Source organism: Pseudomonas putida, from assembly GCF_003228315.1.
GTDB lineage: Bacteria > Pseudomonadota > Gammaproteobacteria > Pseudomonadales > Pseudomonadaceae > Aquipseudomonas > Aquipseudomonas putida_S.
Genome location: NZ_CP029693.1, coordinates 1,193,360 through 1,215,838, shown reverse-complemented (window position 1 = coordinate 1,215,838; position 22,479 = coordinate 1,193,360). Strand labels below are relative to the sequence as shown.

Here is a 22,479-nt window from a genome sequence, read left to right as displayed (position 1 = left end):
TGAAATTGTGTAAGGGTTTTGCTCAGGTTTGGGTGCGGGCGTATATCCTTGAGGTCCTGTAATTTTTTGCGTCTGTGAGGCCGTCATCGCGAGCAGGCTCGCTCCTACAGTGGTTTCGTGGTGGTTACAAATGGTGTGCCCACCTCGGATTCCTTGTAGGAGCGAGCCTGCTCGCGATGGCGATTTACCGGACGCCACCGTAATTTTCTGGAAACACCCCATGCCCAACATCCTCCTGGTCGAAGACGACACCGCCCTCGCCGAACTGATCGCCAGCTACCTGGAACGCAACGGTTACAGCGTCAGCGTGCTCGGTCGTGGCGATCAGGTGCGCGAACGGGCGCGGGTCACGCCGCCGGACCTGGTTATCCTCGACCTGATGTTGCCCGGCCTCGACGGCCTGCAAGTCTGCCGCCTGCTGCGCGCCGATTCGGCGACCTTGCCGATCCTGATGCTCACTGCCCGCGACGACAGCCACGATCAGGTGCTGGGCCTGGAAATGGGCGCCGACGACTACGTCACCAAACCCTGCGAACCCCGGGTGCTGCTGGCCCGGGTGCGTACCCTGTTGCGCCGCAGCAGCCTCGGCGAGCCGCAGACCGCCAACGACCGCATCATCATGGGCAACCTGTGCATCGACTTGTCGGAGCGCACCGTGACCTGGCGCGGACAGGCGGTGGAGTTGTCCAGCGGCGAATACAACCTGCTGGTGGTGCTGGCCCGGCATGCCGGCGAAGTCTTGAGCCGCGACCAGATCCTGCAACGCCTGCGCGGCATTGAATTCAACGGCACCGATCGCTCGGTGGACGTGGCGATTTCCAAGCTGCGGCGCAAGTTCGACGACAGCGCCGGCGAGGCGCGCAAGATCAAGACGGTGTGGGGCAAGGGGTACCTGTTCAGCCGTTCCGAGTGGGAATGCTGAGCCGATGTTCAGAATCCTCTTTCGCCTGTATCTGGTCACCATCGTCTCGTTCAGCGCTGCCATTTATCTGGTGCCGGACCTGGTGGTCAAGGTGTTCCACGAGCGTTTCGTGACCTACAACCTCGATTATTCCCGAGGGCTGCAAACCCTGATCGTCAAGCAGTTCAAGGCGGTGCCAGGCGAGCAATGGCCAGCGCTGGCAACGGACATGGACAAGGAATTCCATCCGCTGCACATCGTCCTCAGCGGCAACGACGATCCTGATTTTTCCCTTGATGAACAGCAGCGCTTGCAGCGTGGCGAAAACGTGGTGCGCATTGGCGACTGGGGCTGGCGCACCCTGGCGGTGGCACCGCTGGACGAACACACCGTGGTGCAAATGGTGGTGCCGCCGGACCCGATGGACGTCAGCCTGTTGTACTGGAGCATCAACGTGCTGATCGGCGCGACCATGCTCGCTTGCCTGTTGCTGTGGCTGCGCCCGCACTGGCGGGACCTGGAAAGGCTCAAGGGGGCGGCCGAGCGCTTCGGCAAAGGTCATTTGAGCGAGCGCACGCAGATTGCGCCCAGTTCCAACATCGGCAGCCTGGCCAACGTCTTCGACACCATGGCCGGCGACATCGAAAACCTGCTGAACCAGCAACGCGATCTGCTCAATGCCGTCTCCCACGAACTGCGCACACCCCTGACCCGGCTGGATTTTGGCCTGGCCCTGGCGCTGTCCGATGACTTGCCCGCCACCAGCCGCGAGCGTCTGCAAGGCCTGGTGGATCACATTCGCGAACTCGATGAACTGGTGCTGGAGTTGCTGTCCTACAGTCGGCTGCAAAACCCGGCACGGGTCCCGGAGCAGGTCGAGGTGTCGCTGGATGAGTTCATCGACAGCATTCTGGGCAGCGTCGATGAGGAACAATCGTCGGACATCGTCATCGACGTGCTACTGCACGGCCAGCTCGAACGCTTCACCCTCGACCCGCGCCTGACCGCTCGCGCCCTGCAAAACCTGCTGCGCAACGCCATGCGTTACTGCGAAAAACGCATACAGATTGGCGTGAAGGTGTGCCCCAAGGGTTGTGAAATCCACGTGGACGATGACGGGATCGGCATTCCGGCTGACGAGCGCGAGCGGATCTTCGAGCCCTTCTACCGTCTCGACCGCAGTCGTGATCGCGCCACGGGCGGGTTTGGGTTGGGGCTGGCGATCAGTCGTCGGGCGCTGGAGGCGCAGGGTGGAACGCTGACTGTGGAAGCCTCGCCACTGGGTGGTGCGCGGTTCCGGTTGTGGTTGCCGACGCCCGATTGATACCGGCGACCTGTCATTCCTGACAGTAGTCACCGGTGGGTTTTGGGCGTTTCATTGTCCCCACGCAGTCAGGCTGTCGCGCCATGTACCGATGACTGGAGATTGGAAATGGGAACGCCGAACACAAGAATGGGCAAGGGCACGATCAACGCGATCAGGAAAGTCTGGGTCGATGCTATGTGGACGAATTTCGCCATGGTCATGCCGGAGGATGGTTGCTCCCGGCTGGCGGTCAGAATCGGTCCTAACCTCACGCCAGGGGGACAGGATCATTTTTTCGTGGGCGATAAAGTGAAATACACATTGATCCTGGACTCGTCGGGCGAATTTCCGAGAGCTCTGGACCTGGTGAAGTCGGGCACCAGAAGTGCTTGATTCACCGTTGTCCGGTGGTGGCTGTACCGGCCTCATCGCGGGCAAGCCTTGCTCCTACAGGATTGATGTTGTTGATGGATGTCGCGCACGACGCACGTCCTGTAGGAGCAACGCTTGTCCGCGATGACGGCATGAAGGTCACAACATCAAGTGCTCAGCCGACCTTGCACCAGCTTGGCCATCTCCTCCAGATCCCCCATCGGATGCCGCCCAATCAACATCCACGCATGCTCCACGTCGGCCCAATAGACAATGTTCATTTCATGCCGGATCTCCCGGGCGAACTGCCGGCTGCCTTTGTTGGAGCGGGTGATGCACAGAGCCAAGGGGCCGTACGCCGGATCCAGGTAGGTGATCTGGGCGATGGGCACGCCGTCGTATTCGAGGATTTGCGCCCGCTTGAATTCGGCGCGCGGCAAGGTCAGTTGCGCCGGCGCCAGGCGCAAGCCCAGGCGCGCATCGATGGTGCGCAACTGCGTGCGCTGGGCGGCTTCGTCGCTGGGCAGGTGGTCAAGGGTTTGCGGCACGTAGAGCACCATGTAGTCCGCCACCAATTGCCGCCAGTTGGCTTTTTCCTGACTCATTTGCCAACCGAGGAACAAACGATCCGCCAGCACGCCACCTGCCAGCAATCCGGCGGCCGCTGTGAGAAACCAGCGACGACTGAGTGGCGGGCGGGCCGGTGCGGGGAGGTTGTCGAGCATGGCCTGCAGGCGATGCAAGGGCGCCTTGTGCTCCAGTTCGTCGTAGGCGGCCTTGAACGGCAGGCTGCTGCGGTTCAGCCATTGCAGGCGCAGGCCGAGCATCGGGTCTTCGGCCACGGCCGCGTCGATACGCTGACGCTGTTCGGCGTCAAGCTGGTCATCCAGATAAGCCACCAGTTGCTCATCCGGGATTCGCACATTCATCGACGTTCTCCGTTGGAAGAGGTGGGCACGGACTGCAAGGGCGGGTATTCGGCCAGTTTGCTGCGGGCAGCGGCCAGGCGGCTCATGACGGTGCCGATGGGCACCTGCAGCACGTCGGCGACTTCGCGGTAGGACAGGCCTTCGACATAGGCCAGAAACACCGTCTCGCGCTGGGCTTCGGGCAGCGCATCGACACGGCGGATGACTTGCGCCGCCATGACGTGGGTTTGCGCCGCGTACTCGCCATCGAACGACAACACCTCTTCGCCCTCTATCGTGCCTTGACCATCGCGCACCCGCCGGGCACGCACTTCATTGAGCCAGACCGAGTGCAGGATGCTCATCAGCCAGCGATCCATGCGTGTGCCCGGTTCGAATTGCCCGGCCCGTTCCAGCGCCCGCACGCAGGTGGCTTGTACCAGGTCTTCGGCCACATGCCGTTGCCGGGACAATAGCAAGCCGTAGCGCCACAAACGCGCCAGGTGCTGGCCCAGTTCTGCCCGTATTGCCTGATCGCTGGCGATAACGGCCTCCGCTATTTCAGGGTGTCAGGTTTTCGATGAATCGTTGATGGCTTGCGACAGGTCCTGATATTCCTCGCAGGTCGTGTTGCCGCAGATCGATTTGATCCGTTGCAACTGTTCCTGGGCGAGATCCAGCTGACCCTTGATCACGTAGGCTTCGCCAAGGTATTCGCGAACCTTGGCGTATTGAGGATCGAGTTTGACCGATTGCAGGTAATAACCGATGCCTTCGTCGGTGCGCCCCAGTTTACGTGTCGCGTAGCCACGATAGTTCAAGGCTTTGGCGGTATTGGGCTGTTTGAGCGTATCGAGCAACGCCAGCGCCTCTTCGTAACGCCCGGCCTTGGCCAATTGATAGGCGTAGTCGGTGCGATCGGCATCGGGCAGCAGTTGGCTGGTTTGCAAGACGCATTTATGGGTTTTCTTGTCCATGACCTGCCCTCGGGGGCACTGCGGGGCGGCCGGCGAATCATCGTCACCGTGAGCCCATGCCTGGGAGCCGGACAACACGACAGCGAGTATCAACGGTGTGGTGAACATCGAGTAACGGCTAATCATGGCTTTGCTCCAGAGCTGTTGGTGACCTGCAAACATTGAACACTTCAAGGTGAACAATTATTCATTTGTTTACGGCGTTCCACTCAAGGAAAGCTCAGATCGAAGGGTTATGCTCGTCGACATCCTTCGTCGATCGGGAGTTGTGCCATGAAAGACCAGGTTCACCACGCGGCGGCGGCCGGTTACAAGACCATTGCCGAGACGTATGTGCGCGGTCGTCCGGATTATCCGCCACAAGTCGCCGATTGGCTGACGGACACCCTCGGCTTGAACGCCCATACCGCCGTGATCGACCTCGGCGCCGGCACCGGCAAGTTCACCGGCCGGCTGGTGGCAACCGGTGCGCAGGTGATCGCCGTGGAGCCGGTGGCGCAGATGTTGGAAAAATTGTCCGCCGCCTACCCGGACGTATTGGCGGTCAAAGGCACCGCAACGGACTTGCCGCTGCCGGATGCGTCGGTGGATGTGGTGGTCTGCGCCCAGGCATTTCACTGGTTTGCCGATACCGAGGCGCTAGACGAGATCGCCCGGGTGCTCAAGCCCGGCGGCAGGCTGGGTTTGGTGTGGAACCTGCGCGACACCCGGGTCAGTTGGGTGCCGAAGCTGGACGCGATCGTCAATGCGCTGGAGGGTGATACGCCGCGTTACTACACCGGGGCGTGGCGCCGAGTATTCCCGCATCCGGCGTTCGGGCCGTTGCAGGGGCAGCGTTTCAGCCATGGTCACACGGGCTCGCTGGAAGATGTGATCTTCAATCGGGTGCGTTCCACCAGCTTTATTGCGGCGCTGCCGCAGGACGAACGGGCGAAGGTAGATGAGCGAATCCGGGCGATGATCGAAAGTGAGCCTGAATTGCAGGGCAAGGATGTGATTACCGTGCCCTATGAAACAGCAGCATTTGTGGCGGTGAAGGGCAGTTAGATCGGTGGTGCAGCATTCGCGAGCAGGCTCGCTCCCACAATGGGCCGGTATTCACGATTCCAATGTAGGAGCGAGCCTGCTCGCGATGGGGGCGCAAAGTGCGCCATATCACCCAGGTCAGTCCCGCTTTTGGCCGAACCGCCACCTCCGTGCCTTGTTATAGTCGGGCCTCTTTTTTGCCCGCCAAAGGATCACCGGCATGTCTCAATACACCGCGTTCAACGTCGAACTGGTCGATAACATCGCTCATGTGCAGATCAACCGTCCGGAAAAGATCAACTCGATGAACGCTGCGTTCTGGAGCGAAATCGTCGAGGTTTTCCAGTGGATCGACGACACCGACGAAGTGCGGGTGGTGGTGCTCAGTGGTGCCGGCAAGCACTTTTCCTCCGGCATCGACCTGATGATGCTGGCGAACGTGGCCAATGAGCTGGGCAAAGACGTCGGACGCAATGCACGCCTGCTACGCCGCAAGATCCTCAACCTGCAAGCCTCCTTCAACGCCGTCGACAATTGCCGCAAGCCGGTGCTCGCGGCCATTCAGGGTTACTGCCTGGGCGGCGCCATCGACCTGATCGCCGCTTGCGACATGCGTTACGCCGCCGAAGACGCGCAGTTCTCGATCAAGGAAATCGACATCGGCATGGCCGCCGACGTCGGCACGCTGCAACGCTTGCCGCGCATCATCGGTGACGGCATGCTGCGTGAACTGGCTTACACTGGTCGCCATTTCGGCGCCGAGGAAGCCCGTGGCATGGGCCTGGTCAACCGCGTCTACAGCGACACCGCCAGCCTGCTCGACGGCGTCATGGGCATTGCCCGGGAAATTGCGAGCAAGTCGCCGATTGCCATTTCCGGCACCAAGGAGATGATCAGCTACATGCGCGATCATCGAATCGATGACGGCCTGGAATACGTCGCCACATGGAACGCCGCCATGCTGCAATCCAACGATTTGCGCGTGGCCATGGCCGCCCATATGAGCAAACAGAAACCCGAATTTCTGGATTGATTGAACAATGACTTCACGCTGGACCACTGCAGTACTGGACACCGATCAACCGGGCGGCTGGGCCGTGGCACGCAGCCCCGAAGGCTTCCTGTTCGACGACAATGGCGCTTTGTTCCCCCGTGAGTGGCTCAAGCGTCAGGACCTGTCGATTCTTGCCGAACATGGCATCGGTCACCTTGATGGCGAACCGGTGTACCTGCTGGAGTTGCGCAGTGCCGGCGAGGTGCCAGGCTGCGGCTGGAAAGGCTTGCGGGCATTCATGCTCGAAGGCGATCACACCCTCTACAAGGTGCTCGGTTACGCTGCGCAGATCGGCACCTGGGCCCGTGAGCACCGCTTCTGCGGAAACTGCGGCCAGGCCATGACCCAGGTGCCGCGCGAGCGGGCGATGTATTGCCAGCCGTGCGATTTGCGCAGCTATCCGCGCATTTCACCGAGCATGATTGTGCTGGTGACTCGTGGCGATGAGGTGCTGCTGGCACGCTCGCCACGCTTCGTCAGCGGGGTCTACAGCACGTTGGCGGGGTTTGCCGAGCCGGGTGAGTCGGCCGAGGATTGCCTGATTCGCGAGGTTCGCGAAGAAGTGCGGATCGAGGTCAAGAACATCCAGTACATGGGCAGCCAGTGCTGGCCGTTCCCCCATTCGATGATGCTCGGCTTCCATGCCGAGTACGCCGGTGGCGAGATCGTCTGTCAGGAAGACGAAATCGAAGACGCCCAGTGGTTCAACGTGCATGCGCTGCCGCCGTTGCCGGCGTCGCGCTCGATTGCCCGTTACCTGATCGACGTCTATGTAGCGCGGCGCTTAGGCCACGCTGAACCAGTGTTGCCAGGCTAGCCGCACGGTCAGCCCCAGTACCACGGTGATGAACACCGGACGAATGAACTTCGCGCCGCCACTGATGGCGGTGCGAGCACCGAAGAACGCCCCGATCATCACCGACAGGCCCATGCACAGGCCGATGATCCAGTCCACTTGCCCGGAAAATATGAACACCGACAGCGCCGCAATGTTGCTGACGAAGTTCATGCTGCGCGCCACGCCGCTGGCCTTGACCAGATCGATGGGGTACATCAGCAGGCTGCTGACGGTCCAGAACGCCCCGGTGCCGGGACCCGCCACACCATCGTAGAAGCCGAGGGTGAAGCCCTGGGTCGATTGCCACTTCTTCTTGATCGGTGCGTCGCTGTCCAGCGGCGCTTTCGGCGTGCCACCAAACAACAGGTAAATGCCACAGGCGAAGACGATCACCGGCAGCATCTTGTTCAGCCACTCGGCGGGCAGGTAATGCGCGACACCGGCGCCGGTCAGTGCACCGATCAGGGTGCCGATGATGGCGTGCATCCACTGTCTGGGGTGGAACAGCTTGCGACGGTAGAAGGTGAAGCTGGCGATGGCCGAGCCGAAGGTCGAACTGAGTTTGTTGGTGCCCAGCACCAGATGCGGCGGCAGGCCGGCGGTCAGCAGCGCGGGGGTGGTCAGGAGTCCGCCACCACCGGCGATGGCGTCGATGAAGCCGGCAATGAAAGCGACAAGGGCCAGAATGGCCAGGGTGAAGAGGTCAACACTGAGTTCGAAAGGCATGGAATCGGCTTAAGTCGGCAGGGTGCAGCGAAGGGGCTGCGGGGAAGGGCGGGTATCTTACCGTTATCCAGGTTCTGCTGCGACCCGTCCGGCTTCACCACAAAAACCTGTAGGAGTGAGCCTGCTCGCGAAAGCGGTGTGTCAGCCAATAAAGAGGCTGACTGTATAGCCGCTATCGCGAGCAGGCTCGCTCCTACAGTTTGTAGGGTGTTTACAGGCCCAGATCCGACAGGCCCGGATGATCATCAGGGCGACGCCCCAGCGGCCAGTGGTATTTACGCTCGCTTTCCTTGATCGGCATGTCGTTGATGCAGGCAAAGCGGTGGGCCATCAGGCCGTTCTCGTCGAATTCCCAGTTCTCGTTGCCGTAGGAACGGAACCAGTTGCCCGAATCGTCATGCCATTCATAGGCATAACGCACGGCAATGCGGTTATCGGTGAACGCCCAGAGTTCCTTGATCAAGCGGTAATCCAGTTCCTTGGCCCATTTACGGGTCAGGAAGGCTTTGGCTTCTTCGCGGTTATTTGCGAACTCGGCGCGGTTACGCCATTTGGTGTCCAGTGTGTAGGCCAGCGATACGCGTTCCGGGTCGCGGGAGTTCCAGCCATCCTCGGCCAGGCGGATTTTTTCGATGGCCGATTCACGGGTGAAAGGCGGTAATGGCGGACGAACTTCGGCGTTGGACATTTCACGTCTCCGTTAAAAGTTAAAGTTCCAGCAAGTGTCGGGCTTGATTAAGTTGCTACAGGTCCAATAACTTCCGCGCCATGCATTGCGCATTATCGGCGGCACTGTGATCACTCATTACAAGCGCCACGGTTATGGCACCTTCGATCAGGATCAGCAGCTGTTTGGCCAGCGTCTGCGGATCGTCGGCGCCATGTTCGGTGCACAGCTCGCATACGTAGTCGAGCAGTTTCTGTTTGTGGTCCCTGGCGACCAGGCGAACCGGGTCCTGCGGATCGCCTGTTTCGCCACTGGTATTGATAAAGGCGCAGCCGCGAAAGCCTTCCGATTCAAACCAGGACTTGAGCACGGTAAACAGATTGAGCAATCGATCGGCCGGGGTCTCAGCCAGATCGACGGTGCTCCTGTACCAGTGCATCCAGCGGTGGTCACGACGAATCAGGGCCGCGACGACAAGTTCGTCCTTGTTGGCGAAGTAGCGGTAGATACTCTTTCTGGAAACGCCGGCGGTTTTCACCAGAAGATCCATGCCGGTGGCGGCAATACCACCTTTGTAGATCAACTTTTCGGTGACATCCAGAATGATATCGCGTGTGTCGTTGCTGGTTATCTCGTTCATGTGTCCAACAGTAGAACGATCGTTCTCCTTTGTCTATCTCTAATTTTAATCACCTATGAAAATGTCGTCGCGGGCAAGCCTTGCTCCTACAGGTTGCGCGCCGCTCTGTAGGAGCAAGGCTTGCCCGCGATGAGGCCAGAGCAGACCGCCACAAGACCCAAGCCCATCCATGGTGTAAGCTCTCAAACTCTCTGGATTCGACCCGATTGCGAGCCCTATGCCGTTGCTTTTCAAACGCTCCCTGCTGCCCAAACTGCGCAGTTTTCCGCTGACCGCCGATGCCGTCACCATCCTTTCCGGCGCTGCCGAGTTCCGTCGTTGCCTGCTGGAGAAAATCGCCAGCGCCACCCAACGCATCTATATCGTTGCGCTGTACCTGCAACAGGATGAGGCCGGCCAGGAAATTCTCGATGCCCTGCACGCGGCCAAGCTGGCGCGTCCGCACCTGGACGTGGTGGTGGTGGTCGATTGGTTGCGCGCCCAGCGCGGCTTGATCGGTGCCGGTAAACAGCCAGGCAACTCCGCCTGGTATCAGGAAATGACCCGCACACACGAAAGCGTGGTGCCGGTGTATGGCGTGCCGGTGCAGACGCGCGAGTTGTTCGGCGTGTTGCACCTCAAGGGCTTCATCATTGATGACTGCGTGATCTACAGCGGCGCGAGCCTGAACAACGTCTACCTGCACAAGTTTGACAAGTACCGTTACGACCGTTACCACCTGCTGCGAAACCAGGCTCTGGCCGATTCGATGCATCACCTGGTTCAGCATGGCCTGGTGGCGTCCAAGGCGGTGCACCGCCTCGACCTGCCGAACCTGCCGACCACCCGCAGCTTGCGCAATGACATTGGCGACTTGCGCAGTCGTCTCAAGCACGCCGCCTACGACACCACCCAAGGCACCACGGACCGGAGCGGTCTGTCGGTCAGCCCATTGCTGGGCGTGGGCAAGAACAACCCGCTGAACCGCGCGATTTGCGAACTGATCGCCAGCGCCCAGCAGCAGCTGACCATCTGTACGCCGTACTTCAACCTGCCGCTGGCGATTATCCGTGAGGTCAACCGGGCACTGGCCCGTGGCGTGAAGATCGACATCGTGGTCGGCGACAAAACCGCCAACGACTTCTACATCCCGCCGAGCGAGCCGTTCAAGGTGATCTCGGCATTGCCGTACCTCTACGAAATCAGCCTGCGCCGCTTCGCCAAGCGCCATCAACGCAACATCGACAGCGGCCAGTTGAACCTGCACCTGTGGAAGGACGGCGATCACACCTACCACCTCAAGGGCATGTGGATCGACAAGCGCTATACCTTGCTGACCGGCAACAACCTTAACCCGAGGGCGTTCCGTCTTGATCTGGAGAACGCCTTGTTGATCGACGATCCGAAAGGCGAGTTACTTGAGCCGCGTGGCAAGGAGTTGAATGAGATCTTCCAGCACACGACACGCATCGAGCGTTTTCAGGACCTGGAAACATTGCCTGAGTACCCGGCTGGGGTGGCGAAGTTTCTCAAGCGTGTGAGCCGGGTGCGGATTGAGCGATTGCTGTATCGCATTTTGTAAGGAACGCAGTAGCGGAGATTCAATTTGCGCAAAGAACACTTGAAATGAGCTTTATTCGATAGTGTTCTTTCAGCGCAAGTTTAAGGTTGAAGTTTGAATCTCCAGGGCAAGAACTTCCCATGTGCACTCAAGCCGCGTCTTCCAATGCGGGTAATTCGGCAACATCATTGCGTCCGATCGACATGGCTCCCGACCAGACTCTGGTTGACGGGCAGTTGTTGAACGTCAAGAACGCCACGTTTTGCATAAATATGGGTTTGAGGCAACTGCACTCAACAGCACAGCAAGACACTATTGCACCACCTGTATATAGCGTGAGATATGCCCATCTGGGTGATCTTGTCTATGATCAAACCTCTCTTGATGAGTGCTGGGCGTATGCACAACATTACTTGAAGACCCAGCGTCTATCGGAGTCGGAGATGTTCGCCATTCTGAGCAGTGGCATTTTGTACACGCCAACGGGCAGTAAACTGGCGAAGTTGTTTGTTGACGCGGCAATACGCTCGATTTGCCCTGTTGGCGAATTAGCGACAGAAAAACTGCGCCTGTTATTAGAAGTCATTTGCTGCTTCCCCCCCGAACCAATGGGGCATTGAACTCCTTGAACGTTTAAATATCCCACAAATCCCGCAAAGTGAATGCGTCGGCGAAGAATTGCTGACGGACACGCAAAGGCAATGCCTCAAGAAGATTATCAGGGATTGCCGGTCATCGATCGGGCCATGGCTCGAGGGGACACTCGATAGCGATTCAGAGAATGTTGATCGGCTCGATAGTACACTGTCCAAACTCGAAGATATTTATGAAGACTACCCTTCCTCCCGGGACGTGAAGCGACTGCTGGGCGAGTTTCTTCATGACTTGAGTTATGTCAAAGGACGGAAATATTTTCCTGAACGGCATAAAAGGGCGGTTGAAGAACTCAGGCAAAGTATCGAGTTGCCTTCGCTCCCGTCGCTCCTATCGATGTTTCTGGATGGCCTGCAACTCCCTATCAACATGATCAACTGGGTGATGGATGTGTCGCGTGCCCCCGTCGATAACGTGAAGCTTGGGCTCGTTAAATTTACGAAGTTCGCGACTGAACTCGTGGACCAGACATTCCCGAAACCACCTCAAATCTCAAGAGATAAAGGGTTTCCACTGTTGTCGGCGCTTTTGGAAATCGATCGCAAAGGTGATTTCTACGACAATGTCGAACTCGATGCACTGAAAGATACGAGTGGATTTGCAGCCAGGATCTTGTGCGTGATGAACGTCTTGAAGTCTTTCATGGACATGAGCCCACCCGACAGGATTGGTTTTCCATCCGGGCCAGGCAAACGACAGCCTGTCGTATCTCAATCGCCCCCCTTTGAGCTTCTATCAAGGGAGTCAGTGTCTATACCCGCGAAGTTGTTCGAGCAACTGGGGCACCTGGCTCTGAAAGTTGATGATGTGTTTACGCAAACCATACAGGGGGCGACTGGTTGGAGGCCCGTTGCAGCGGTGACGAACAATGAGCTCAACAAGTTAATAAAATCATTCCTGCAGGTTAATGTAAAAAAGCCATTTGCAACTGTTCCATCTTCATCGTATGGCGCAGTCGGCAGCCCCTACGAGGATACAGTCGAGCAACTTGATCCCAGTGCCCTGGAAAAGGTGTGCGTCGTTCTCGCGCAGTGGCTACAGACAACCAGCGGTTATCTGGCGGCCGCCGGTGTGGCGACGTTCAATAGCGCGTCCGTTGCCGCCCGACAACATCCACGTGCTGCTGCCACATTAACGATGGCCATGATTTACGCGGTCTACGACAAGTTACACAGCCTTTTATCCGGCGAATCGATGCGAAACAACGGCACTCACTTCGTAGAGGAAGACGATCCGGTACTGCGCAAATACATCAGTGATGAAGTGGGCGCGATACTGAGTGAGATGCCGGACGTTGTGCAGGCCATCGAAGCACGGCTTCAGACATCCAGTTACGCCGACCCTCATCGCGACCCCCTTCTGATACCTGACATCAAGTTGCTGTTGTCGGAACCGGTTCTATCTCAGCCAGACCAGTCAGTGGCCGAGCTGATTGACGAGAGCATTCTCAAATCGCGGAATCGCTACGCACATCTACTGATCTCGAGACTGGAAGCGGACCAGAACGAAAACCCAGTCAATGAAGTTGAGGATCTCCCCGCCAATTCAGAACGCCAGAAACTTGCAGATGACAGTGCGCAGTGGGTGCTCGAGGCGTTGAGTGATGCAGAGCTCACCCGGCAGGCCGATCGAAACCTGCAAACGCGATTGCTGGAAAAACTGGAGGCCAATCAGAATATTCCGCTGTCTGTCCCCAAGGACAGCTCGATGAGCAAGCCCCTGGAGCTCTATCAAAATACCTTGAACGATCCCCGCGTCCTGGCATGGCTCACGTCCAAGGGTTTTGTGCTGGATACGTTGATCATCCACGAAAGCTCCATTTCAGGGACTGTCGTCCAGGATGGAGCGAGCTCTACCCAAACCTTCAGCCTATGGGACACTTCCGGATGGTGGCAGGTTTCAGCGCATGTTCTTGCTGCCAGGCGAGTACTGGACCCAGGCAATTTCGGTTTGCCTTTCGTGGATGAGCAACACAATCTTGTTCCGTGCGACGTGATTCTCGATTTCTACAAAGTGATGCCGCCCATCACGGATGGGCAGGCTGCGGCACTGGCCACACAGCTGAAAATAGATGGATGGCCTGATATCACGGCTGAATACCGGGCACAAATCAATAAAGAGTGCGATGAGGCCACCGCGTTGATCGCCGAGACGAAGTCGCGTGCCCAACTGATCCATGAATTGACAGCGGCTTCGGCGAATTTGCTGGATGACACCCCCCTTTCGCTGTCGGGTCGGTATACCCGCAGCGGCAACCACCTGCCTCTGACTGAAAAGTGTGCCGATATCGTTGAGGATTTAAACGCTTTTCTAAAAAATCCGAAAATGGTGGAAATATGTAAAGACGCGAACGTCGATTGTGATTACTTGCCTGTAAGGATCTGCGATAAAAAAATCCAGGTCCTGATCTCTTTGGAGTGGAAGGACTTGACTGGCCTGGTGCAGGCTCAAAGTGCCTTGACAGGCCCCTTCGATGATCTGCTGAAAAAGGTCGAACAGACAGGAAATGCGCTGTATTCGACCTTATCCATCGACTTGCAGCAGGTGATCAATTACAAGGGATTCGGCTCGCCCAAAACAGCGGGTGAGATACGCAATGTCATTCAATGGATGAACACAACATTACCCAGCGCACCACCACTGGGCGATTACAGCGCCAATTTACTTGGGGATTCTCAATCACTCATCAAGTTAACTCCCGACGACAGAGCCTCAATCATTAGCCTGCAGAAGAGTTTTTTTAACGGAGCCAGCTCGATTATTGATGAGTTGGGCGCCGAGTTGCTTCCCGATACGTCCGTTGAATACAGGCGCTCCCACGTCGACGAATTACTGGGCAAGATGTTCGAAGCGGACCAATGCGTTTCCTGGGGGCATCAATTACTCCAGGCACTGAACTGGTACGGAGCGGGGCAAACGGCATTTCCCGAACACTACCAGTCACTTCTATTGGCAGCGATCAAATTGGCCGTTGACCCTGATGTTCCCGGCAGACCCGGAACTGTCGCCGGGTATGACGTTTACCAACCGAAAAACCTGGGTCGTGATCTCGTCACGGTACGAACCGAGATTGAACAGCACTTGATCGACCACAGGGGCGTCAGTGCCCAGGCAGCACCGCTGATTGCGCATTTGTTTCTGGCCGATGCGGCGCCCGAGTTTCTGGCCCAGGATCCCGACAAGGGGATTCTGGTTGGCACGGCGAGCTGGATGACATTGCGCCTGGGCGTCGCCATCGCCGAGCTTCAACGTCCCGGGTGTTCGCGAGCCATGACCACGGACCAATTGATGGCTCTGGCATTGCTTAACCCAACCACGCCAGAGCAACGGCTACTGTTCAAGAGTGCTGCGGTTGATATTTTGATGACCTGGGGAGCGATGAACGGTGTTGTTCAACCGAAAGAGGCCCATTCTGTTGCGGACTATTCGCTTGTTGCGAAACGATTTGCGACTCAGCGAGCAGAACTTTCTGAGGCCGTTGAGGGGTTCAAACAACCATTGCTGACGCGCAGGGAAATCGCGATCCAGGAACTTGGAAAAGCTTTCTCTTTCTTTACCACGCAAGCCGTGGAGGAAATAAAAATCAAGGCCGATGTGTTCGAACCGTTGGATAAGTTGAATCCAGTCAGGACGGTTGAGAAAACACTTGTAGAGGCTTACATGGATGGCGATTTGTTTCGACACCGTTGGAAGATGAGTAGTGATCCGATCGATCAAGGGGTATTTGATCGGTGTGTCTTCATATTGCCTGTACTGAATGACTTACTGTCGGCTTCGGTAAACCGTTTTTTTAACTCCCGAAGGAATGCTTTTGTTACTTCAACAAAATCCTTGATAGCGGCTCTTCCGCTCGAAGATCGCCAATGCCTTGAACAGGGCGAAGTGCAACTGTTTACGTTGCGTGAGGAAACCGGCAAGCCCAAAGAGGATGAAACAGCACAAATTCAAGCGGTTAATCGTGGGCGTCAGGGAACGTTACTACGCTGTAAGTATCAGCAAAAAGTCAGCTATTTCGAAGTCTTTCCAGGACGCCTGGCCATTATCAAGCGCGTGGACTTGCCCGATGATCTACCGCTCAATGGCGTGATCAAAATAGAAAAAGCAAAAATCAGTAAAGGTTCCACCGTCAATGTGCAGGTGCAGCGAGGTACTGAACTGCCGTTTGATTTTGCGGCGTACTTTGAAGGTTCGGAACCGATTGCCGGCGCCAGATCTCCCAAACTGATTGTCGAAAAGTTGGGAAACACGCTGCCAGCCGTGTCAGAGCAAGGGAGCAAGCATACGACTCTTGTCCCCGATAGCTACGGCTCCGGCAGGACGGCGGCCATTGTCGACAACATAATCAACGGCAATTACCTGCAAGGCGAGCGCGATTTCCTGTTTAAACAGGCGAAAGGGCAAACCACTGCAGAAGAAAATCGTGCGTATTGGGAGAAGATTGGAAATTTCCTGCTGCAACTCATACCTTTCGTGGGCTGCACCGATGACTTGCAATCGGGAGATCGAATGCGCTTCATAAATGGTGCCTTCGGTTGTTTTACGGATCTCGCTTCAGGCCTGAACACGCTGGTTGGCGGTGCGGGCAGGATAACCAAGGCGCTGAGTTCCATCGTCCCTGTCAGCATCAAGGCTTTTGAGGCCATCAAAATCACGGGCACGACCCTCATTTCCTTGATTAATCCGCTGGATGGACTTCCAGACCTGATTGCCGGAGGTGCCAGAACCGTGGGTTCTCTGCGCAAGATCCTGACCAGTGGCGTATTTGCCTTGACCGACTCCGGGGTCGGTCATCTACAAGTGTGCCTGGATCGGCTCAGGGCATTTTTTGGAGGCGCAGCCAGTGGAGCCGCGACCAGGCTGCCTCGTTCCATCGCCGGCACAATGGGCCAAGTAAATGGCAGTGATGTTGCCTGGGTAGACAACAAATGGTACGCCCTTGATATCGACGGTAATCCCATTGGACGGGCGCTGGATGAGCCAAGGGTCCAGCGTGCATAACCTGCAGGAGCGAGCAAGCTCGCTCCTGCAATGTTGCGCTTAATTCAGGCCAAGCTTGCCCCGCAACGTCGACAAATCCTCAGCCAGCGTATTGACCGGCCCGACCAGCGCCTTGCGATCGTTTTCCTTCACCTTGTCGTAGGTCTCGAAACCGCCATCTTTGGTTTTGTACTTGGCCAGGATCTTGTCCACCGTGGCGAAGTTCTTGTCGACCTTGGCGACGAACGCGGCGTCCTGCTTCTGGATCTGCGGACGGAACAGATCGACGATTTTCTTCGCGCCGTCGATGTTGCCCTGGAAGTCATAGAGGTCGGTGTGGCTGTAGCGATCTTCCTCGCCGGAGATCTTGGTGGCCGCCACTTCTTCAAGCAACGCGGCGGCACCGCCGACGACTTTCTCCGGTGGGAAGGTCAGGCCGGCGACGCGGGCTTGCAGATCCTGGACGTTCTTGTTCAAGCCGTCCGCCAGTTCACCGAGGCCCTGGGTGCTGTTTTCCGAAAACAATGAATATTCGATGCGGTGGAAGCCGGTGAAGTCTTCTGCCTTCACGCCTTTTTCGTGATCATCGACCCGGGAGTCGATGGACGCATCCAGGTCGCTGAACAGTTCGGCGATCGGCTCGATCGACTCGTAGTGAACCCGCGTCGGTGCATAGAGTTTTTTCGCGGTGGCAAGGTCACCTTTTTTTACCGCGTCGGTGAACTGCTGGGTGTGGCTGGCCAGTTCGTCCAGTTGCTCGGTGACGTAGATCTTGTAGTCGGAAATCGGCTGCACCAGCTCCAGCGGCGCCGTGGCTGCGAAAGCCGAGAACGGGGTGTTGAGCAAGCCAAGGGTAATCATTAACGCCAGTGACGACTTTTTCATGGGACGGCTCCGTGCAGGTGGTTTATGCGGTTTTTGTTGGTTGAGTGGCATTGAGCAGTGAGCGACCAATGAAGTCCTGATCGCCCGTGACACCGGGCAGGGTGAAGAAGTACCCGCCGCCCACCGGCTTGAGGTATTCCTCCAGCGGCTCGCCGTTGAGCCTGGTTTGCACGGTGATGAAGCCTTTTTCCAGATCGGCCTGGTAGCAGATGAACAGCAGGCCCATGTCCAGCTGGCCGTTCTTGTTCACGCCGTTGGAGTAGTTGAGCGGTCGGCGCAGGATCAGGTTGCCCTGGGTCGCGGCGGTGCGCGGGTTGGCCAGGCGGATGTGGGCGTCGAGTCGGGTCAGCTTGCCTTCAGGATCCTTGGCGTAGTCCGGCACCTCGGATTCATGGTTGCCGCCCATGGGCGCGCCCGTACTTTTGACCCGGCCGAGGATGCTTTCCTGTTCCTGCAACGGAGTACGGTCCCAACGCTCGACGAAGTTGCGGATGATCCGCACCGCCTGATAGCTGCCGCCCGCGGTCCATGCGGGTTCGTCACCGCCGGGCTGGACCCAGACGATGCGGTCCATGGCGCTGGCATCGTTGGAGTTCGGGTTGGCCGAACCGTCGCGAAAACCCAGGAAGTTACGCGCGCTCTGCGCAGGCACACCGGGTTTCGCCGGGGCCTGGGGCGGCACGCTGCCTTCCTGTTTCCAGCGCACCAGCAGCAAGTCCGGGAGGTTTTTCACGATGTCGCGCAGGGCGTGGATGTTGGTGTCGGCGGTGTTGGCGCAGAACTGCAGGCTGAGGTCGCCATGGCAGCAATCGGCTTCCAGCGCATCGTTGGGAAAGCCGACCATGCGCATCAGGCGCTTGGGTTTTGCATCCGAAAGGCCAAAGCGCTCGTCGAACAAAGAGGCGCCCACCGACACGGTGATGGTCAGGTTGTCCGGGGTGACCACGGGGCCGAGGATCCCCGAATCCACCGGCGGCAGTTTCGGGTCGACCTGGGCTACCGGACCGCCCTTCATCAGGAACGCGATGCGCTGGTTGAGCGTGCGAAACAGCCGCTCCAGGTCATCGCGGTCGCTGGCCAGCACATCGAACGCCACCAGCATGCCGGAGGCCGGTCGCGGGGTGACGATGCCGCTCTGGTGTTTGCCGTGGAAGTCGTGACGGTCGAAGGTTTGGTCGCTGCTGGGGGCTTCGGTGACTTGCGCGGGGCCGGCGGCCATGGCCGGGCAGCTCAATGCGGAGCCTGCGAGGGCGACGCCGGCGGCGCCCATGCCCATCAGTACCCGGCGACGTTGGAGGTTCAATGGTTCTGAATCGTTCATCTGCAAAGAGTCTTCTGCTTAAAGGCCGGAAAGGCCGAGGGCGGGATCGATGGCGTCGAGTGCGTCAGCCAGCGCCTTGGCCTTGTCGGCGATCCGCTTGCGCTGCTCGGCGGTGACGCTGTCGTAGCTGGCGTAGCCGTCCTTGACCTTGAAGCTGTTGAGTTCGGCATCGAAGGCGGTGACGGCACTGTCGATTTTCGGCAGCAGGTCGGCGGCGGATTTGGACAGCAGCGGGCGCAGCAGTTCGACCACTTTGCGCGCGGCATCGAGGTTGCCGGCAAAGCCGTTCAGGTCGCTGTGGCTGTAACGTTCCTCCTCGCCACTGCTGGCGCGCACGTCGCCCAGGGTGTTGAGGTTGCGCACGATGATGCTCACCAGTTGCTCCGGTGGCAGTGTCTGGGCCAGCAGTTGCTGCTTGAGGGCAGTGACATCGGTCAGCAGGCGCTGGGCGATGGGCGTCAGGCCGTCGAGGTTGCGTTGCTGGAACAGCGCGTATTCCAGGCGATGGAAGCCGGTGAAGGCCGGGTCTTGTTCGCGTTTCTCGAAGTAGTCGGCGCGGGCGTTGATGGCGTTGTCCAGTTCGGCCAATCGTTGCGCTGCCGGGGCGATACGTTGATAAGCGGCACGGGCCGGCGCGTACAGCGCTTGTGCCTGAATCAGGTCGCCGGCTTCGATAGCTTGCTCCAGGGCGCTGACGGCTTTGATCAGCGCGGTGCCCTGACTGCTCAGGTACACGCGAAACTCCGACAACGGACCGACGAACGCCACCATCGATGGCCTGGCCTTGGCCGCCGCATCGGAGGCCGCCGTCGGGGTGACGTGCAAGGTGCCGCGCGGATTGCTCAGCAGGCCGCAGGTGATCGTGTAAGCGCCGGGCGCCAGGTTGGCGTTGATCACCTGGCTCAGGCCCGGAGCGATGTTTTCCCGCTCCTCGATCACCAGTACGCCGTCGAGGATCTCCCATTCGACGGCCCGGTCGGAGCGGTTGACGATACGAAAGCTGGCGTGCCCGGCCGGAACGGTCAGGGCATTGGGTTCGCAGCTATGGGCTTGAATAGTGACCACCACTTCATCGTGGTTGGCCTGGCGCTTGGCCGCGGCCATTTTCGAGGCGTAATAGAACAGGCCGCCGGCGGCGATCATCACAATCACTGAACATGCCACCGCCCAGCGCAAGGCGCGGGGAGGGGAGGCCTGGGGAGTGGCTTGATTTGGCATGGGTGCCCTTACTGACTGGAAACGGAAGAAAGCTGTTGGCTGATCCCTGTAGGAGCGAGCCTGCTCGCGATGAACCCACAGACGCTGCGGGGTATCAGGCACTGCGCGTTATCGTTGACGACCATCGCGAGCAGGCTCGCTCCTACAGGAAGGAGGTGACGCCGGGAAAAAGAACATCACCAGTGCCACCAGCAGGTAAATCAGGTACGCACCGAGGGTGCTGACAGTCGGAGCATCCTGGTAACCAAACATCCCGGCCAGCACCGAACCCAGCGGGCCATCCATCGGCAGGATCGCACTGATGTCGAAGAGCACGGTTTGCAGGTGATTCCAGACCCCGGCTTCATGCAGCGCCTGCACGGAGTTGGCGAGGATCCCGGCGGCCACCACCAGGATGAACAGGCCGGTCCAGCGAAAGAACGCGCCCAGGTTCAGGCGCATGCTGCCGCTGTAAATCAGAAAGCCGATGATGATCGCCAGGATCAGGCCGAGCAGGGCGCCAATCGGTGCCGCCGGACCTTCGCTTTGCTGGAACACCGCAAGCAGGAAAAACACCGTTTCCAGGCCTTCGCGGGCCACGGCGAAAAACACCATGGCGATCAAAGCGATCACCTGGTGGCTGGAACCGGTCAGCGCCTGATCGAGGGACGCCTGCAACGAATGCTTGATCGAGCGCGACACCTTGCGCATCCAGAACACCATGGAACTGAGGATGCCCACGGCCACGAGGCCAACGACCCCTTCAAACAGTTCCTGTTGTTTCTGCGGAAACTCGGCGCTGACCAATTCCAGACCACCTCCGACCAGCAGGGCGAGGGCGGCGGCAAGGAACACGCCGATCCACACCGCCGGCATCCACTGGCCACGACCGGTCTGTTTGAGGTAGCTGGCGATGATGCCAACGATCAACGCAGCCTCGACGCCTTCGCGCAACATGATCAGAAAAGGGACGAGCATTCAGCACCGCGACACGAATAGATAGGGTGCTAATTTGTAACATAATGACACTCATTCCCAAATGGCATCGATTGACATTTACCTGAACCTAAGCTGAACAACCCTGAATATCACCCGTCCCCTGTAGGAGCAAAGCTTGCTCGCGATCAAGGCACTCCGGTGTAACAGGCAAACCGCGTCATCGTTCATCGCGAGCAAGCTTTGCTCCTACAGGGGCACGGCGTTTGTGGCTGCGCTACTATGCGTGCCATCCAGACAACCACACGGCCCACCTCGCTCAATGTCGGAAAAAGACACCATCTCCATTCAACTGGTGCGTGAAGCGCTGCTGCAGAGTTGCGCTCCGGGCGCGGCCACCGAAGAAGCATTGAGCAAAGTGGACATTGATCCGGCGCTGCTGGACAGCAATACCGCCCGGGTGCCGGCCAGCGCCTATGCGCGGTTATGGCGGCTGCTGGCGCGGCGCGGGGACGATGAGTTTTTTGGCATGGACCCGCGCAAGCTCAAGTCCGGCAGCCTGGCGTTTCTCTGTCGCAGCGCCATGGTCCAGCCGAGCCTGGCGGCGGGGCTGACCAGCGCGCTGGACTTTCTGTCGTTGATGCTCGAGCGCATGCCCGCCGAACTGGTGCGCCAGCAGAGCCTGGCGGAAATCGTGCTGGCGGAGGACGATCACGAGCCGCGTCGCGCCTTCACCTATTTCACCTATTGGATGATCGTGCACGGCGTCGCGTGCTGGCTGGCGGGGCGGCGGATACCGATTCTGGCCATCGAGTTGCGTTGCCCCAGGCCGGACTTCTGCGATGACTATCTGGTGATGTTTTCAGAGAACCTGCGTTTCGACCGGCCGCGCACTCGGATGATTTTCTCCGCCGACTGCCTGGACCTGCCAATTAAGCGCAGCGCCGAAGAACTCAAGCGCTTCCTGGCCCTGGCGCCGGCGAACATTCTGGTGAAGTACCGCGATCCACAGAGCCTGGCCAGTCGGATCAAGCACGATTTGCGTATGTTGCCCGCCGAACAGTGGCCGGAAACCGAAGCGCTGGCGCAGCAGTTGTGCATGTCGGCATCGACCTTGCGGCGCCGGTTGGCGGAGGAAGGGCAGACGTATCAGGGGCTCAAGGACAGCGTGCGCAAGGAGCTGGCGATTGTCTGGCTGGCCGAGCCAAGCATCAGCTTTGCCGACATCGCCACGCGATTGGGCTTTGCCGATGCCAGTTCGTTCTACAAGGCGTTTCGCAAGTGGTCGGGGTCCAATCCCGGGCATTACCGCAGCTTGATTCTCAACGAAGCCAACTGATCCTGGTTCTTTCGGCGCCTGTGCCTACGCCATCGCGAGCAGGCTCGCTCCTACAATTGAAACGCATCCCCCTGTAGGAGTGAGCCTGCTCGCGATGAGGCCCTGAAAGGCGCGACATCCCTCAATCCTTGGCCAAACCAGTCAAGCAACTTGATTACTTTGACCATTGCCCGCCAACCCCCGCGGAGCGAGTATTTCCCTGCTGTTTACGGTTC

At 58.6% G+C, this 22,479-nt stretch carries 20 protein-coding genes; 10 read left to right on the top strand and 10 right to left on the bottom strand.

Features of this window, described 5'->3' with window-relative positions:
• The first annotated feature begins 220 nt into the window (after nt 1–220).
• The 3 genes from DKY63_RS05290 (at nt 221) to DKY63_RS05280 (ending at nt 2,600) form a co-directional block, all read left to right on the top strand.
• Nucleotides 221–922 (top strand): response regulator transcription factor, encoded by a 702-nt coding sequence (locus DKY63_RS05290; RefSeq protein WP_110963132.1) that lies wholly within the window; start codon nt 221–223, stop codon nt 920–922.
• 4 nt (nt 923–926) lie between these two features.
• Nucleotides 927–2,225: an ATP-binding protein gene (locus DKY63_RS05285; RefSeq protein WP_110963131.1), complete on the top strand. Its 1,299-nt coding sequence runs from the start codon at nt 927–929 to the stop codon at nt 2,223–2,225.
• A 108-nt stretch (nt 2,226–2,333) separates the two neighbouring features.
• Nucleotides 2,334–2,600: a hypothetical protein gene (locus tag DKY63_RS05280; RefSeq protein ID WP_110963130.1), complete on the top strand. Its 267-nt coding sequence runs from the start codon at nt 2,334–2,336 to the stop codon at nt 2,598–2,600.
• 146 nt (nt 2,601–2,746) lie between these two features.
• Here the strand turns inward: DKY63_RS05280 and DKY63_RS05275 are convergent, their stop codons facing one another.
• From DKY63_RS05275 to DKY63_RS05265, 3 genes are read right to left on the bottom strand one after another with little or no spacing between them, the layout of a single operon-like run.
• Nucleotides 2,747–3,508 (bottom strand): anti-sigma factor family protein, encoded by a 762-nt coding sequence (locus DKY63_RS05275; RefSeq protein ID WP_110963129.1) that lies wholly within the window; start codon nt 3,506–3,508, stop codon nt 2,747–2,749.
• On the bottom strand, nt 3,505–4,002 hold the full coding sequence (locus DKY63_RS05270) for an RNA polymerase sigma factor (protein WP_204354337.1): 498 nt from the start codon (nt 4,000–4,002) through the stop codon (nt 3,505–3,507). The genes DKY63_RS05275 and DKY63_RS05270 overlap by 4 nt, the downstream gene beginning before the upstream one ends.
• A gap of 54 nt (nt 4,003–4,056) precedes the next feature.
• Complete coding sequence (locus DKY63_RS05265) at nt 4,057–4,590, bottom strand: tetratricopeptide repeat protein (RefSeq protein ID WP_110963127.1); 534 nt, start codon at nt 4,588–4,590, stop codon at nt 4,057–4,059.
• Between the two features lie 147 nt (nt 4,591–4,737).
• Between DKY63_RS05265 and DKY63_RS05260 the strand changes: the two genes are divergently transcribed.
• From DKY63_RS05260 to nudC, 3 genes are all read left to right on the top strand, one after another.
• Nucleotides 4,738–5,511: a class I SAM-dependent methyltransferase gene (locus DKY63_RS05260; RefSeq protein ID WP_110963126.1), complete on the top strand. Its 774-nt coding sequence runs from the start codon at nt 4,738–4,740 to the stop codon at nt 5,509–5,511.
• Between the two features lie 199 nt (nt 5,512–5,710).
• Nucleotides 5,711–6,523 carry a crotonase/enoyl-CoA hydratase family protein gene (locus tag DKY63_RS05255; RefSeq protein WP_110963125.1) on the top strand — a complete coding sequence of 271 codons (813 nt, stop codon included), beginning with the start codon at nt 5,711–5,713 and terminating at the stop codon, nt 6,521–6,523.
• A 7-nt stretch (nt 6,524–6,530) separates the two neighbouring features.
• Nucleotides 6,531–7,361: an NAD(+) diphosphatase gene (gene nudC / locus DKY63_RS05250; protein WP_110963124.1), complete on the top strand. Its 831-nt coding sequence runs from the start codon at nt 6,531–6,533 to the stop codon at nt 7,359–7,361.
• Here the strand turns inward: nudC and DKY63_RS05245 are convergent.
• From DKY63_RS05245 to DKY63_RS05230, 3 genes are all read right to left on the bottom strand, one after another.
• Nucleotides 7,329–8,108: a TSUP family transporter gene (locus DKY63_RS05245; protein ID WP_110963123.1), complete on the bottom strand. Its 780-nt coding sequence runs from the start codon at nt 8,106–8,108 to the stop codon at nt 7,329–7,331. The genes nudC and DKY63_RS05245 overlap by 33 nt on opposite strands.
• A gap of 211 nt (nt 8,109–8,319) precedes the next feature.
• Nucleotides 8,320–8,796, bottom strand: coding sequence for a DUF1348 family protein (locus DKY63_RS05235; RefSeq protein WP_110963121.1), 477 nt, complete (start codon nt 8,794–8,796; stop codon nt 8,320–8,322).
• A gap of 55 nt (nt 8,797–8,851) precedes the next feature.
• The gene (locus DKY63_RS05230; RefSeq protein WP_110963120.1) at nt 8,852–9,415 is read right to left on the bottom strand and encodes a TetR/AcrR family transcriptional regulator; all 564 of its coding nucleotides are present in this window, start codon (nt 9,413–9,415) and stop codon (nt 8,852–8,854) included.
• A 217-nt stretch (nt 9,416–9,632) separates the two neighbouring features.
• On the opposite strand from DKY63_RS05230, the gene pssA reads away from it, so the two are divergent.
• The 3 genes from pssA to DKY63_RS05215 all read left to right on the top strand — a co-directional run bounded on the left by pssA (nt 9,633) and on the right by DKY63_RS05215 (nt 16,607).
• Nucleotides 9,633–10,976 (top strand): CDP-diacylglycerol--serine O-phosphatidyltransferase, encoded by a 1,344-nt coding sequence (gene pssA, locus DKY63_RS05225; RefSeq protein ID WP_110963119.1) that lies wholly within the window; start codon nt 9,633–9,635, stop codon nt 10,974–10,976.
• Between the two features lie 119 nt (nt 10,977–11,095).
• A complete protein-coding gene (locus tag DKY63_RS05220) occupies nt 11,096–11,575 on the top strand; it encodes a hypothetical protein (protein ID WP_110963118.1) in 480 nt (159 codons plus the stop codon).
• Between the two features lie 58 nt (nt 11,576–11,633).
• Nucleotides 11,634–16,607 carry a hypothetical protein gene (locus DKY63_RS05215; RefSeq protein WP_110963117.1) on the top strand — a complete coding sequence of 1,658 codons (4,974 nt, stop codon included), beginning with the start codon at nt 11,634–11,636 and terminating at the stop codon, nt 16,605–16,607.
• Nucleotides 16,608–16,646: 39 nt separating this feature from the next.
• On the opposite strand, the gene efeO (DKY63_RS05210) is transcribed toward DKY63_RS05215, so the two are convergent.
• From efeO (DKY63_RS05210) to efeU, 4 genes are all read right to left on the bottom strand, one after another.
• Nucleotides 16,647–17,471, bottom strand: coding sequence for an iron uptake system protein EfeO (gene efeO, locus DKY63_RS05210; RefSeq protein WP_110963116.1), 825 nt, complete (start codon nt 17,469–17,471; stop codon nt 16,647–16,649).
• Nucleotides 17,472–17,493: 22 nt separating this feature from the next.
• Nucleotides 17,494–18,792 (bottom strand): iron uptake transporter deferrochelatase/peroxidase subunit, encoded by a 1,299-nt coding sequence (gene efeB, locus DKY63_RS05205; RefSeq protein ID WP_110963115.1) that lies wholly within the window; start codon nt 18,790–18,792, stop codon nt 17,494–17,496.
• Between the two features lie 18 nt (nt 18,793–18,810).
• Nucleotides 18,811–20,010, bottom strand: coding sequence for an iron uptake system protein EfeO (gene efeO / locus DKY63_RS05200; protein ID WP_110963114.1), 1,200 nt, complete (start codon nt 20,008–20,010; stop codon nt 18,811–18,813).
• A gap of 108 nt (nt 20,011–20,118) precedes the next feature.
• The gene (efeU, locus tag DKY63_RS05195) at nt 20,119–20,967 is read right to left on the bottom strand and encodes an iron uptake transporter permease EfeU (RefSeq protein ID WP_110963113.1); all 849 of its coding nucleotides are present in this window, start codon (nt 20,965–20,967) and stop codon (nt 20,119–20,121) included.
• A gap of 280 nt (nt 20,968–21,247) precedes the next feature.
• On the opposite strand from efeU, the gene DKY63_RS05190 reads away from it, so the two are divergent.
• Nucleotides 21,248–22,264, top strand: a complete 1,017-nt coding sequence (locus tag DKY63_RS05190; RefSeq protein ID WP_110963112.1) for an AraC family transcriptional regulator — start codon at nt 21,248–21,250, stop codon at nt 22,262–22,264.
• Nucleotides 22,265–22,479: the final 215 nt, after the last annotated feature.

Bases quoted from the DNA above. Each gene is read 5' to 3' on its own strand.
- DKY63_RS05290 (WP_110963132.1), top strand. From the start codon at position 221: ATGCCCAACATCCTCCTGGTCGAAGACGACACCGCCCTCGCCGAACTG.
- DKY63_RS05285 (WP_110963131.1), top strand. From the start codon at position 927: ATGTTCAGAATCCTCTTTCGCCTGTATCTGGTCACCATCGTCTCGTTC.
- DKY63_RS05280 (WP_110963130.1), top strand. From the start codon at position 2,334: ATGGGAACGCCGAACACAAGAATGGGCAAGGGCACGATCAACGCGATC.
- DKY63_RS05275 (WP_110963129.1), bottom strand. From the start codon at position 3,508: ATGAATGTGCGAATCCCGGATGAGCAACTGGTGGCTTATCTGGATGAC.
- DKY63_RS05265 (WP_110963127.1), bottom strand. From the start codon at position 4,590: ATGATTAGCCGTTACTCGATGTTCACCACACCGTTGATACTCGCTGTC.
- DKY63_RS05260 (WP_110963126.1), top strand. From the start codon at position 4,738: ATGAAAGACCAGGTTCACCACGCGGCGGCGGCCGGTTACAAGACCATT.
- DKY63_RS05255 (WP_110963125.1), top strand. From the start codon at position 5,711: ATGTCTCAATACACCGCGTTCAACGTCGAACTGGTCGATAACATCGCT.
- nudC (WP_110963124.1), top strand. From the start codon at position 6,531: ATGACTTCACGCTGGACCACTGCAGTACTGGACACCGATCAACCGGGC.
- DKY63_RS05245 (WP_110963123.1), bottom strand. From the start codon at position 8,108: ATGCCTTTCGAACTCAGTGTTGACCTCTTCACCCTGGCCATTCTGGCC.
- DKY63_RS05235 (WP_110963121.1), bottom strand. From the start codon at position 8,796: ATGTCCAACGCCGAAGTTCGTCCGCCATTACCGCCTTTCACCCGTGAA.
- DKY63_RS05230 (WP_110963120.1), bottom strand. From the start codon at position 9,415: ATGAACGAGATAACCAGCAACGACACACGCGATATCATTCTGGATGTC.
- pssA (WP_110963119.1), top strand. From the start codon at position 9,633: ATGCCGTTGCTTTTCAAACGCTCCCTGCTGCCCAAACTGCGCAGTTTT.
- DKY63_RS05220 (WP_110963118.1), top strand. From the start codon at position 11,096: ATGTGCACTCAAGCCGCGTCTTCCAATGCGGGTAATTCGGCAACATCA.
- efeO (WP_110963116.1), bottom strand. From the start codon at position 17,471: ATGAAAAAGTCGTCACTGGCGTTAATGATTACCCTTGGCTTGCTCAAC.
- efeB (WP_110963115.1), bottom strand. From the start codon at position 18,792: ATGAACGATTCAGAACCATTGAACCTCCAACGTCGCCGGGTACTGATG.
- efeO (WP_110963114.1), bottom strand. From the start codon at position 20,010: ATGCCAAATCAAGCCACTCCCCAGGCCTCCCCTCCCCGCGCCTTGCGC.
- efeU (WP_110963113.1), bottom strand. From the start codon at position 20,967: ATGCTCGTCCCTTTTCTGATCATGTTGCGCGAAGGCGTCGAGGCTGCG.
- DKY63_RS05190 (WP_110963112.1), top strand. From the start codon at position 21,248: ATGTCGGAAAAAGACACCATCTCCATTCAACTGGTGCGTGAAGCGCTG.